The following is a 12,550-nucleotide window of genomic DNA, read 5'->3' as shown; positions in this document are numbered from 1 at the left end:
AGATGAATGATGGCCCTCTCTCAAACCTAGTTAAGCACTCAACACTGTTTTGTCTGACGGTGATGCTAGCTGGCTGTTTCCGTGATGGCCCCGGAGACTTATTCGACGACTACCAAACCAAGATAGCTAGAGTACAAGATGTTGACCAGATAAAAGAGGAATGGGAATTTGAAAACCTACCGAGAAAAAGAGAACTGTTGATTGACGTGCCATCGCTTTCTATCGGTCTCATCGACAGTTACCAGCTTCGTCAGTGTGGATTGTTCAATCTAATTGCAGAAAGAAATTCGGTTCTTGGGAAAGTCGCGGATGAGTTTCGTAATTACGATTATCAAGTCGCCCTACTTGCAGGTGTTGGCAAATGTTTATCCGCTAGCGAATTAGACCCTGAGGTCGTAGAGCTACTGAAAGAAATCGAGCAGCAGAAACTCACACAGTTTCCGCTGCACCAGTGGAATCTAATCTATGCCAGCGATGCCATGCAGTCGCAAATGCGTGGTAGTCAGTGGTTACGTGCTGATATCGGCGATCAGGTACGACAAACCAGTGGCGCCTTAGAACATCTCAACCAAGCGTTAAACGCGCCGCTCGTTTCCGGCAAGACTATTGAGGTTCAAGAAATATTAGAGAAGAGCTCTACGCTCGGGGATTTATACTATTCGCTCGCTCGTGCGTCAGTTGAACTTGATACCATCACCAAGCAACTCACTACTTTTGATGCGAACATCATCTGCGGAAAACAGCGAGACACAACGAAATTTCGCTACCTTAACAATGTGTTCGAGCAACAATATATTGGTCAGGTTCAACCTTACATGGCGCAACTGGATGGCTACTATCAGCAGCTAGCCCCGCAACTTGCTATGTTTGACGCACAGCCTGAGCTACACAGTTATTACTTTCCCATCAAAGATGCGCATCAAGCCTTTCGATCATCCACTCGCCGCCACGTTGATTATTGGCAGCAGCTGTTTAAGCGCTGCGGGCGCAAAGTCGGTCGTTAATCCCGGCTTCAAATATCAAATAATGGACAGTTGTTGATCTCAGTCCCTAACAATTAATTCTTAGCTTTTAGTACCTTTCTTAGCGTAAGTCTTCTTCCTTGTCCCACCACTTTTACGGCGCTTAAAGGCCGGTCTTTCCACTTTAGGAAGATGACGTAGGGATTCAGGAACTTCACCCGTTTTTACCTTGCCCATCAAGCCGTCGATCTTGCTTTCTAACTCTTGCATGAAAGGTTGATACGCTTGATTTCGTTCAGCCATGCCTTGCAACTGATGCTCCCAGTGAGCCGTCATGTCGGGAAAGGTCGAGTCCTCAGGTAAAGCATTAATCAAGCCTCTTCCCGCCGGACTACTATGGATGCTTTTACCTTGTCGCGTTAACAGTTGTCTCTTGAATAAAGTATCTAGAATACCCGCTCGGGTTGCTTCTGTGCCAAGACCATCGGTCTCTTTCAAAATGGCTTTAAGGTCTTTGTTTGCGACAAAGCGCGCGATACCAGTCATCGCTTGTAGCAAGGTCGCTTCCGTGAAGTGCTTTGGTGGCTCAGTTTTCTTATCACCAATAATGCCTTCACGACACGTCAACACAGTTCCTTTATCCAGCGGAGGAACCGTATCTGTGCCATCACCTTTTTCTTCAGTGTCCGTTTTACCCATCAACACTTTCCAGCCCGTGTTGATAAGCTGACGTCCTTTAGCGATGAACACGCCACCAGCGATATCAAAAACCAGCTTAGCATCAGCAAAAACCGCAGGTGGGTAGAATTGCATTAGATACTGACGAGCGATTTGCTGATAGATTTTCATCTCATTAGCAGACAAGCCGTTCACTGATGACTTCTTCGGTGTTGGGATTATTGCGTGGTGAGCATCAACCTTACTGTCGTTCCATGCTTTTGATTTAAGAGAAAGGTCTGCACCTTGAGCACCACTTTGCAGCTCTTTCGCATTATTAGCGATAGCATCTACTACCGACTCTCTTTGTGAGTAGTGATCTTTAGGTAAATAACGACTATCAGAACGAGGGTAAGTGATGAGTTTGTGTTTCTCGTACAATGACTGACAAGTGTCGAGCACCTGTTGAGCACTCATTCCAAAACGCTTGGACGCATCAATCTGCAGAGCTGACAGCGAATAAGGCAGCGGTGCCGCTTGTTTGCTTTGCTTTTGCTCTGATTCCGTCACCGTCGCGGGTTGATTAGCAATTCGGTTAGCAACGTTCTCAACCAGCTTGCGATTGAGCACGCGGCCTTCTTCATCTTGCCATGGTTTACATGCTTCGCTTGGCTTCCAACGCGCTCGAATATCAAAGCTCTGGCCGTTATTTTGATAAGGGATCAAAGCGTGCAGAGTGAAATAATCTTTAGGAATGAAGTTTTCGATTTCTTCATCACGCCTTACAACCAAACCAAGTACAGGCGTTTGAACTCGCCCTACCGACAACACGCCTTGGTAACCCGCCTTTTGACCAAGCAAGGTGTAAGCTCGGGTCATGTTCATGCCATATAACCAATCGGCTCTAGAGCGTGCTAAAGCAGAAATAGACAGTGGAATAAAATCTCGGTTACTGCGCATCTGAGAGAGCGCACGTTTCACCGCTGGTAAGTTCAAATCGCTGATCAGCAGCCTGTCCATCGACTCTTTCTTGGCCTTAGACACCTTGCAGTAATCGATAACTTCATCAACTAGCAACTGCCCTTCTCTATCAGGGTCACCCGCATGGACAATTTGGGTCGCGTCCTTCAATAGCTTTCGGATCACCGTGAGCTGTTTGCTGGAAGTCTTGCGTGGTCTCAGCTGCCATTGCTCCGGCACGATAGGAAGATCGGCTAAGTTCCACTTCTTATAACGGTCGTCATAAGCGTCTGGCTCAACCTGCTCCAATAAGTGTCCAATACACCAAGTCACCACATCCCCATTGCCACACTTAATAAACCCTTGGTCTTTCTTCTGTGGATTCGGTAGTGCAGCGGCGATCGCGCGGCCTAGGCTTGGTTTTTCAGCAATAATAAGACGAGACATGTTTTTCCAGATGCTACAAACAATTAGGGCCACATTATCTAATGTGGCCCCTAGAAATCAAGGAAAACTGGTTGTTTATACAGTTAGCATTCCACTATTCAAACTTCAGCTTTCTTTACAAGAACTCGACGAACTTTGAGAAGTCACGTTCTGGCGCTTTCATTGGCGTACAGCCCGGAGTACCTAGATATAAGAAACCAACAATTTCGTCATCGCCTCTGTTAGCGACTTTTCTGTAACTGTACAACGTCATTTGAACACTTGACGCTTACTATACTACCAAGCCTGACATTCCATATTTAAAAGATCTGATCGATAAGGGTCGTATGGCCGATACAATGGCTACCCTTCTTTGCTTTTTAGAATTGTCATTTGTACTACTCTTGCGTAGGACATATTTAAGTGTCTATTAAATCAAGTCTTTTTAGCAGTTTTTTTATTGTTACATTGTTTCTTTTCGACTTGAGAACTCACGTAATAACATTGAATTTATCTTATTCAGCGTGCGCGTTTTATTGATCTGAATCAATACTCAAAGTTGGTGGTTCTCGTTAAATACGACACAATATCTTGTAGTAATCACTAAATTAAAATCAATATGCTGTGCTAAGGAGAAGCAAGAAAAGCAAGATGTAGTCTAGGTAGAAATCGAATTAAGGGAGGTAAGATGACAGAGTCTAAACAATAAAAAAGCCCACACAAAGGCGGGCTGATTTATCAGTCTCATACACGTTTTTAGCAAGAAGATTGCAGTCTTCTGAACTGAGAGTACGATGACGTATTACATCAATAATCATATCAAAGTTCACGTTAAAGACAACATTCAAAAATCGCAAAACCAAGGCGGTGTTTATGAAATTGACTGAGTTAACAACTGTTTTGCTCAACGTAACGAGAACGATCTACTATCTTTTATTGATACCACCAATCATGTGGGACTTAGCAAGTACGCTAATGACCTAGTATTATAAGCAGCTCACTAGTGGGCTGTTTCGCTCTTCTTTTCTCAAATAATCTTACCTAGCGATAAACAAAACCTGTTCAAACCACATCCTTTAGGTCGCAACAACGTAAACATTATCTAATGTAGCCCCTAAAAATATACAGTTAGCATCCAACAATTCGTTGTATAGCTATTTTCCTTGCTAAACCTACAGGAACTCGACGAACTTTGAGAAGTCACGCTCTGGGGCTTTCATTGGTGTACAACCCGGCGTACCTAAATATAAGAAACCAACAATTTCGTCATCGCCTTCTAGGCCAAATGCTTGGTGTACTTCAGGGTGGAACATCCACTTACCTGAACGCCAAAAACCTTGGAAACCTTGAGCGACGGCCGCCATTTGCATCGCCTGTGCAGCGCAACCCGCAGATAGGTGTTGTTCGAATGCAGGCACTTTTTCGTGCTCAGTTACCTTTGCGATGATAGTGATCACCATTGGTGCTCGAAACGGCGCTTTTTTAACTTTCTCAATGACCGCTTCTTCGCTCTCGTCAGCTTGTGCTGCACGAACCAAAATATCAGAGAGCTTCTGTAACCCTGAGCCTTGTGCGATAACAAAGCGCCATGGTGTCAATGCGCCGTGGTCTGGAGCACGTAAGCCCGCTTTAATGATATTTTCTAACGCCACACCTTCAGGTGCCGGATCAGAGAGTTTTGCGATTGAGCGCCTGTTGAGCAATAGATCCAAAGCATCCATTTGAAGTCCTTACTAATTTTTATTGTTTGTATAATTGAACTGTAGCACAGAACACAAACGATAATAAATCTCAACGGCTGTCTATTTGAAGCAATATTTGAAACGACACTAGAAACAACAAAGGCCCCTAAATCTATGACTTAGGAGCCTTATTTATCTGTCTAGTCCAAGCTCAGTTACCCGTCGAGTTCAGCTTATTGAACTTTCTAATTCAAGCTTATCAAACGAGAACATTCTGTTTGTTGTTAAAGCTTAATCGCTAACTCAACACCTTGTCGAATCGCACGCACGGCATCCAGTTCACCTGCGTAATCGGCACCGCCTATCACGTGCAGTTTGCCACCAAACTCTTGCCACATGTCTTCGAATGGACGAACTGAAACCTGACCCGCACACACGATAACGGAATCGGCATCGAGTACCTGATCTTTCTTACCAACGCTGATATGCAGACCTTGGTCGTCAATCTTGTTGTAGCTCACGCCTCCAAGTAAGTTCACACCACGTTTTTCTAATGTGCGTTTATGAATCCAACCTGTAGTCTTACCCGGGCCTTTACCGACACGACCCGCTTTACGCTGCATCACCCAAACCGTTTTGTCACTGAACGAATCAGGGTAAGGATAAAGTCCACCAGGGTGTTCCATATTCTTATCAATGCCCCACTCATGCAGCCAGTCATCCAAGCTGTGAGAAGTAGGCTCTGTCAGCATAGTTGCCACATCAATACCGATACCACCGGCACCAACAATCGCGACTTTTTCGCCTACGGGTGTCTTTTCACGAATCAAGGTTTGATAATCGATTACGTTTTCTTGGTCAATCCCTTCAATATCAAGCTTTCTTGGCTCAACACCGGCAGCCATCACGACTTCATCGTACTTCAACAACATCTCAAACGTCGCTTCAGTATCCAGTTTTAAGTTCACGCCTGATGCATCTATTTGATTAGCAAAGTAACGAATCGTTTCTCTGAACTCTTCTTTACCCGGAATCTGCATTGCCAATCTAAATTGTCCACCGATACGGTCATTTTTCTCAATCAGATCAACATTATGACCACGCTGTGCCAACGTCGTCGCGCAGGCTAAACCAGCAGGCCCAGCCCCAACCACGGCAATAGTTTTGGTCGCTTCGGCAGGCTGAACAACAATTTCAGTCTCGTAACAAGCTCGAGGGTTAACCAAACAACTCGCTCTTTTGCCTTTGAATACGTTATCAAGACAAGCTTGGTTACAACCGATACAGGTGTTAATGAACTGCGCTTGGTCTTGAGCGGCTTTATTAACAAAGTCAGGGTCTGCCAAGAATGGACGAGCCATTGATACCATGTCGGCCTGTCCTGAACTGAGGATACGTTCAGCCTCTTCTGGCGTGTTGATACGGTTACATGTCACCACTGGGATCGACACGTATGGTTTAACTTTTTCCGTCACCCAAGAGAATGCTCCTCTTGGAACTTGTGTCGCAATAGTCGGGACACGAGCTTCATGCCAACCAATACCAGTATTGATAATGGTCACGCCCGCTTCTTCTAGCTTCTGAGCCAAAAGTACAACATCTTCGAACGTGCTGCCTTGCTCAACCAAATCCAGCATCGATAAGCGGAAAATAATGATGAAATCTTTACCCACCGCTTCGCGAATCGATTTAACGATCTCTAGCGGGAAACGCATGCGCTTCTCATAAGAACCGCCCCATTCGTCATAACGCATGTTGGTACGTTTACAGATGAATTGGTTAATCAAGTAGCCTTCAGAGCCCATAATCTCAATGCCGTCATAGCCAGCAACCTGAGCTAGTTCTGCACTGTTGGCAAAAGCACCGATGGTTTTTTTAATTTGACGAGGGCTCATCTCACTCGGTGCAAACTTAGCGATTGGCGCTTTGATGCCCGAAGCACTTTGCGCGAATGGGTGCATTGCATAGCGGCCAGCATGCAGCAACTGAAGGGCAATTTTACCGCCATGCTTATGCACGGCCTCGGTAACAACTTGGTGAGCTTTTGCGTGCTTAACTTTACTGAACTCAGCACTAAATGGGGTCAATCTGCCACGTAAATTAGGAGAGAAACCACCGGTAACAATAAGGCCAACGCCTCCTTTTGCTCGCTCTTCATAAAACGCGGCAAGCTTGTGGAGGCCTTCTTTATTTTCTTCTAAACCCGTGTGCATTGATCCCATCAATACACGGTTACGTAACTGAGTAAATCCAAGATCGAGTGGTTCGAGTAAATGTGGGTACATGGCAGACATCACTTCTATTATTATATCCTTGTGGTCTGACCACAATATAACTCAATCACCAAAAGTTCAAACAACCGTTTACATTTTTGTAACACTGATCATAATGCTGAAGGTATTAATCGTTCAGAAACCCTTAATTTGTCTACACTTAATGAGAATATATATCGATTAACAATTCTTGGTGTAGTTTGAGCTAGGGAATTATCGTAGGATACTAAGCAGTTCATATTATTGAGATTAATAGTACTGTTGCTTGTTAAAGCCACGTGATCTCACTGCGGAGACATAATGAAAAAGATATTCAAATTTATAGGTATGATCTTTAAAGGGATTTGGAAGCTCATCACGTTTGTGCGTCTTGCGCTCGTTAACCTCTTCTTTTTACTCAGTATCGCCATCATCTACTTTGTATACTTCCACTCAGACACAGCTCAGCCCACTGTTCCACAGGAATCGGCTTTAGTGCTTAACCTGTCTGGTCCTATCGTGGAGCAAAGTCGCTATATCAACCCGATGGATTCGGTCACGGGTTCACTGCTTGGCAAAGACCTTCCAAAAGAGAACGTCCTGTTTGATATTGTTGAAACGATTCGCTACGCCAAAGACGATGACAACGTTACTGGTATCGTTTTAGCACTCAAAGAACTGCCAGAAACCAATCTGACCAAGCTTCGTTACATTGCTAAAGCACTCAACGAGTTCAAAGCAACTGGCAAACCAATTTATGCGGTGGGTGACTTTTACAACCAAAGCCAATACTACCTAGCCAGCTACGCAACTAAAGTCTTCCTATCACCAGATGGTGGGGTTCTTCTCAAAGGTTACAGCGCTTATTCGCTTTACTACAAAACGTTATTAGAGAAGCTAGACGTCAACACGCACGTGTTCCGTGTGGGTACCTATAAGTCAGCTATCGAGCCTTTCATTCGTGACGACATGTCAGATGCAGCGAAAGAATCTGCTTCTCGTTGGTTAGGCCAATTATGGGGCGCATACGTTGATGACGTAAGCAACAACCGTCAGATCGACGCGAAAACGCTGAATCCAAGCATGGACTCTTTCTTAAAAGACCTTGAGTCGGTTGATGGCGATATCGCAAAACTGGCAGAGAAGCTTGGTTTAGTTGACGAACTGGCGACTCGCCAGCAAGTACGACTAGAGCTTGCTGACGTCTTCGGCAGTGATGGTCAAGACAGCTATAACGCGTTTGGGTACTACGAGTACCGTACAACCATGCTTCCAGACCTAACAAGTGAATCGCACGATGTTGCTGTGATTGTTGCTAGCGGCGCAATTATGGATGGTAAGCAGCCACGTGGCACCGTTGGTGGTGATACGACAGCAGCACTACTTCGCCAAGCGCGCAACGACGACAAAGTAAAAGCTGTTGTACTTCGTGTAGACAGCCCTGGTGGTAGCGCATTTGCTTCAGAAGTGATTCGCAATGAAATAGAGGCGATCAAGCAAGCGGGCAAGCCGGTTGTTGTCTCTATGTCTAGCCTTGCCGCTTCGGGTGGTTACTGGATCTCGATGGGTGCGGACAAGATCTTGGCTCAACCAACGACCTTAACTGGTTCGATTGGTATCTTTAGTGTTATCACAACCTTCGAAAAAGGGTTGAACGATATTGGTGTTTATACTGATGGCGTTGGCACATCACCTTTCTCTGGTCTTGGTATTACGACTGGGCTTAGCGACGGCGCGAAAGATGCGTTCCAAATGGGCATTGAAAACGGTTACCGCCGATTCATCAGCCTAGTTGGAGAGAATCGCGGCATGGAAGTCGATGCTGTCGACAAGATCGCTCAGGGCCGAGTATGGACTGGCCAAGATGCAATCCAGAAAGGTCTAGTCGATGAAATTGGTGATTTTGATGATGCGATTGCAGCAGCGGCTTCACTTGCAGAGCTTGAAACCTACAACATCTACTGGGTAGAAGAACCACTTTCAACGACTGAACAATTTATTCAAGAATTTATGAATCAAGTTCAGATGTCGATAGGCTTTGATATCCAATCAATGATTCCAAGCAGTTTACAACCTGTTACTCAGCAGTTAGCTCAAGATAGCCAGCTGTTAGGCAACTTTAACGACCCACAAGGCCGATACGCTTTTTGCTTAAACTGCCAAGTTCAATAAGATAAGCTCAACGCTTTGTTATCAAGAGGCGCCTCTGTGTGAGGCGCCTCTTTTTATTGCATGATAATTCGCTATAATCGCCCCCCTGTTCCCTATATCACACTAAGTATTAATCGCCATGGAAAGAAAACACATCTATATCGCGTATACCGGCGGCACAATTGGCATGCAGAAGTCTTTGGACCACGGCTATGTCCCAGTCGCAGGTTTTATGGATAAGCAGCTAGCTGGCATGCCTGAATTCCATCGCCCAGAAATGCCTGAGTACACCATTCATGAATACTCTCCATTAATGGACTCTTCAGATATGACGCCACTTGATTGGCAGACTATCGCTGATGATATTCGCGCGAACTACGATAAGTACGATGGTTTCGTTATCCTACACGGTACAGACACAATGGCTTACACCGCTTCTGCTCTGTCTTTCATGCTGGAAAACCTCGGCAAACCTGTGATTGTTACGGGCTCTCAGATCCCATTGGCAGAGTTACGCTCAGACGGACAAGCAAACCTGCTGAATGCTCTGCACATTGCAGCGAACTACCCGATCAACGAAGTGACACTGTTCTTCAACAACAAGTTGATGCGCGGTAACCGCAGCACAAAATCACACGCAGATGGCTTCAATGCGTTTACCTCTCCAAACCTAACCCCATTGTTAGAAGCGGGTATCAATATCCAGATCAGCAATAACGTTAAGGTAAACGAGCAACCTGAAGGTGCTTTCAAGGTTCATAACATTACTCCGCAACCCATCGGTGTAATCACTATGTACCCAGGTATCTCACATGAGGTGATTCGCAACACGCTACTACAGCCTGTTAACGCAATGATTTTGCTTACTTTTGGTGTTGGTAACGCACCACAAAATCAAGAGCTACTTCAGCACTTAAAAGACGCATCAGAACGAGGTGTGATTGTAGTGAACCTAACTCAGTGTTTGGCGGGTAAAGTCAATATGGGTGGCTACGCGACGGGTTGTGCATTAGCAGAATCTGGAGTTGTCAGTGGTTACGATATGACACCAGAAGCGGCACTGGCGAAGTTACATTACCTGTTGAGCCAAAACTTAAGCTACGAACAAGTGAAGGATAAAATGCAACAAGTGTTGCGCGGTGAGATGAGTTTATAAGCTTGTTTAGCTATAGGTTTAGAGGTTTAGAGCTATAGGTTCAGAGGTTTAGCTATACGTTTAACCAAAACCTTCGCATTAACCCAGTCGTTTCATGGGTATCGCAGGCGTTTAACGTGAACTAAATCGTTTTATTGCTTATAAATAAACGGCTTAACAGCTAAAGGGGTGGCACAGTGCCACCCCTTTGTTGTAATTTAAGCCTAATGATTCGGGTTAACCCTAACAATATCTTCTTGGTCTGACTTAAATTGCTTCTTAAGCTCAGACTTAGATTTAAAGCTAATATCACCACCAGCTGCAACTGTCATATGTTGAGCTTCGGAGTTATGTTTAGATTGATATAACATAACGGCTTGCATACACGAGTCGCGCTGTTCTTTAGAGAGCGCCGTACCTTCTGGCCATTTACCCGTCTCAACGGCGTAAGTTAAACGTTCGTAGACCTCGGGTGTCATTGCGCTAAGAAGTTGTTCTGCATCCATGATAAAGCCTTAGTTTTAACAATTTTCACCAGAAAATAACCCGTAACAGAATTGAGTCAAGAACCTGACCGATAATAAGTGCATTCGATCACAAGTGAAGGAATATGAAAATGATGAAACGGTTGGCAATTAGCCTATTACCTTTCACTCTGGTTGGGTGTCTTGAAGGAAATAAAAATACCGATCAACTCTGTCAAAGTAATCCGGGGCTGCAGTGTGAGGAATTGAACATGAACGATGGGCAATGTCGCGTCGCACGAACCGACCTCATCTGGCATCGATTTGAAGTTCAGAAGCAACCCTCAGAAGCCAATAAGATTAAAGAGTTCAAATTAGTCACGGCGTACAAAAAGTGCCTAGAGCTTGCGGCGCAGATCGAGACGATTGACCAATCTAAGCTGCAAGAGCGTCGCTTTACCTCTTTAATGCATAGCATCGAAGAGTCTGAGCGTATTGTAGATGAACTATCGCAATCCAATACACCGGAAACGCTTTACTTCTTGTGGTCGCAAACTGGGGATACCAATGCAAGGCGCAGTTTCTTACAGCTAGAAGGGAAAGAAGCGTTAAATACGGCAGAAATGCAATATGCCTTAGCAACCTTCTATACCACCCGTGATCATGCAAAAACGCTTAAGCTACTCAATAATGCGTTAACGCTTTCAAATGGTTCGGTCGTCAACACTGAAATCTTCAAGTCGATGGCCAGTATCAACCACAGCCTTGGTCATATGGAAAAAGCGTATGTGTGGGCAATGGTTGCCAAAGACTTTGATGTGCCCATTGCTTCTGAAGCTGAGCTCACTGTGCTGTATCGTTTCGACAAACCTCAATACAAACAATTCAATGATGATGCTGAAAAGATTGTCGAAGCCATTGAAGACGGCGTTTACACCGCGTCTATAGTGCCGAACTATTAGTTTTGATTTCTTAATGCATAAAAAAACAGCTACCGTCATGGTAGCTGTTTTTATTTGTACTAGAGTTAATTCTGAAATCTTGGGCTGTTCAATAGTCCTTAATCGACAAGTACGACCTGTAAGGATTAAACAATAGTTACAAGTTATTTCGTACTTTTGTCATTTTTGTTGAAAATTAACGACACAGAATTAACACAGAATCGCTCACCTGTTGTCTGCGGGCCATCAGGAAAAACGTGACCTAAATGGCTATCACATGCAGTACAACGGATCTCCACACGCTTCATTCCGTGACTTAGATCCTCTATATAGCGTACCGCTTCATCACTTACTGGGGCATCAAAGCTTGGCCAACCGCACCCAGAGTCATATTTGTTATCCGACAGAAACAAAGGGCTTTCACAGCATGTGCAGCTATAGACACCAGTGTTATGGTTGTGCAGTAACTTACCGCTATATGGGGCTTCAGTACCACGTTCACGGCACACAGCAAATTCGTCGTCCGTTAGGCGCTCACGCCAGTATTCATCAGGCTTTATCATATTTCCTCCCTTTTGAACCACGTTAATATCTCTCCACATTCTCAGTTATTATATTTACTTTTTTCTATAAAGGCTTGCATATCAGTCGTTTTGTAGCACATACTTTCTCACCAGGAAACATTGTACATATACACTCATAAGTGAATCATCATTTAGGGGTATTTTACCCAACTGGAAGGGTACAGAGCCACTTGCAATGGTCAATTTTCAACCACTTACGCCCAATTGTTAAGAAAAGCGTCGCTTTTTTTTGACATTAAACAAGTTAAGTCGGATTATCTATTGCAGATGTATACTGGATTCTGTAATTTTACTACCAGTTATCTTTAATCAGAAATTAAGTTGTGGAGCAACTAC

The 12,550-nt window shown here is 44.5% G+C and carries 9 protein-coding genes and 1 pseudogene; 4 read left to right on the top strand and 6 right to left on the bottom strand.

Going from position 1 to position 12,550, the window contains the following annotated elements; translation table 11 throughout:
• Positions 1–2: 2 nt before the first annotated feature.
• Positions 3–1,004: a DUF3080 domain-containing protein gene (locus L3V35_RS13535; protein WP_237300046.1), complete on the top strand. Its 1,002-nt coding sequence runs from the start codon at positions 3–5 to the stop codon at positions 1,002–1,004.
• 60 nt (positions 1,005–1,064) lie between these two features.
• On the opposite strand, the gene L3V35_RS13530 is transcribed toward L3V35_RS13535, so the two are convergent.
• From L3V35_RS13530 to L3V35_RS13515, 4 genes and pseudogenes are all read right to left on the bottom strand, one after another.
• On the bottom strand, positions 1,065–3,026 hold the full coding sequence (locus L3V35_RS13530) for a DNA topoisomerase III (protein WP_237300043.1): 1,962 nt from the start codon (positions 3,024–3,026) through the stop codon (positions 1,065–1,067).
• Positions 3,027–3,141: 115 nt separating this feature from the next.
• Positions 3,142–3,243, bottom strand: a pseudogene (locus L3V35_RS13525) (nitroreductase); the annotation flags it as partial.
• A 934-nt stretch (positions 3,244–4,177) separates the two neighbouring features.
• Positions 4,178–4,726 carry an NAD(P)H nitroreductase gene (locus L3V35_RS13520; protein ID WP_004734087.1) on the bottom strand — a complete coding sequence of 183 codons (549 nt, stop codon included), beginning with the start codon at positions 4,724–4,726 and terminating at the stop codon, positions 4,178–4,180.
• A 245-nt stretch (positions 4,727–4,971) separates the two neighbouring features.
• Complete coding sequence (locus tag L3V35_RS13515; protein ID WP_029224607.1) at positions 4,972–6,981, bottom strand: NADPH-dependent 2,4-dienoyl-CoA reductase; 2,010 nt, start codon at positions 6,979–6,981, stop codon at positions 4,972–4,974.
• A gap of 279 nt (positions 6,982–7,260) precedes the next feature.
• On the opposite strand from L3V35_RS13515, the gene sppA reads away from it, so the two are divergent.
• Complete coding sequence (gene sppA / locus L3V35_RS13510; RefSeq protein WP_017079514.1) at positions 7,261–9,111, top strand: signal peptide peptidase SppA; 1,851 nt, start codon at positions 7,261–7,263, stop codon at positions 9,109–9,111.
• Between the two features lie 118 nt (positions 9,112–9,229).
• On the top strand, positions 9,230–10,246 hold the full coding sequence (gene ansA / locus L3V35_RS13505) for an asparaginase (RefSeq protein ID WP_114633838.1): 1,017 nt from the start codon (positions 9,230–9,232) through the stop codon (positions 10,244–10,246).
• A 203-nt stretch (positions 10,247–10,449) separates the two neighbouring features.
• On the opposite strand, the gene L3V35_RS13500 is transcribed toward ansA, so the two are convergent.
• A complete protein-coding gene (locus tag L3V35_RS13500) occupies positions 10,450–10,731 on the bottom strand; it encodes a DUF1315 family protein (RefSeq protein WP_017092496.1) in 282 nt (93 codons plus the stop codon).
• Between the two features lie 113 nt (positions 10,732–10,844).
• Between L3V35_RS13500 and L3V35_RS13495 the strand changes: the two genes are divergently transcribed.
• Entirely contained in the window at positions 10,845–11,651 is an 807-nt protein-coding gene (locus L3V35_RS13495) for a DUF2989 domain-containing protein (protein WP_029222678.1), read from the top strand.
• 143 nt (positions 11,652–11,794) lie between these two features.
• On the opposite strand, the gene msrB is transcribed toward L3V35_RS13495, so the two are convergent.
• Positions 11,795–12,232 (bottom strand): peptide-methionine (R)-S-oxide reductase MsrB, encoded by a 438-nt coding sequence (gene msrB, locus L3V35_RS13490; RefSeq protein WP_017072517.1) that lies wholly within the window; start codon positions 12,230–12,232, stop codon positions 11,795–11,797.
• Positions 12,233–12,550: the final 318 nt, after the last annotated feature.

Origin of the sequence: Vibrio sp. L5-1, from assembly GCF_021728315.1 — a bacterium.
In the GTDB taxonomy this organism is placed as follows: domain Bacteria; phylum Pseudomonadota; class Gammaproteobacteria; order Enterobacterales; family Vibrionaceae; genus Vibrio; species Vibrio splendidus_K.
Note: the sequence above shows the minus strand (reverse complement) of the source record. Positions and strands in the feature narration are given on the sequence as shown.

Bases quoted from the DNA above. Each gene is read 5' to 3' on its own strand.
- sppA (WP_017079514.1), top strand. From the start codon at position 7,261: ATGAAAAAGATATTCAAATTTATAGGTATGATCTTTAAAGGGATTTGG.
- L3V35_RS13495 (WP_029222678.1), top strand. From the start codon at position 10,845: ATGAAACGGTTGGCAATTAGCCTATTACCTTTCACTCTGGTTGGGTGT.
- L3V35_RS13535 (WP_237300046.1), top strand. From the start codon at position 3: ATGAATGATGGCCCTCTCTCAAACCTAGTTAAGCACTCAACACTGTTT.
- L3V35_RS13515 (WP_029224607.1), bottom strand. From the start codon at position 6,981: ATGTCTGCCATGTACCCACATTTACTCGAACCACTCGATCTTGGATTT.
- L3V35_RS13500 (WP_017092496.1), bottom strand. From the start codon at position 10,731: ATGGATGCAGAACAACTTCTTAGCGCAATGACACCCGAGGTCTACGAA.
- L3V35_RS13530 (WP_237300043.1), bottom strand. From the start codon at position 3,026: ATGTCTCGTCTTATTATTGCTGAAAAACCAAGCCTAGGCCGCGCGATC.
- ansA (WP_114633838.1), top strand. From the start codon at position 9,230: ATGGAAAGAAAACACATCTATATCGCGTATACCGGCGGCACAATTGGC.
- msrB (WP_017072517.1), bottom strand. From the start codon at position 12,232: ATGTGGAGAGATATTAACGTGGTTCAAAAGGGAGGAAATATGATAAAG.
- L3V35_RS13520 (WP_004734087.1), bottom strand. From the start codon at position 4,726: ATGGATGCTTTGGATCTATTGCTCAACAGGCGCTCAATCGCAAAACTC.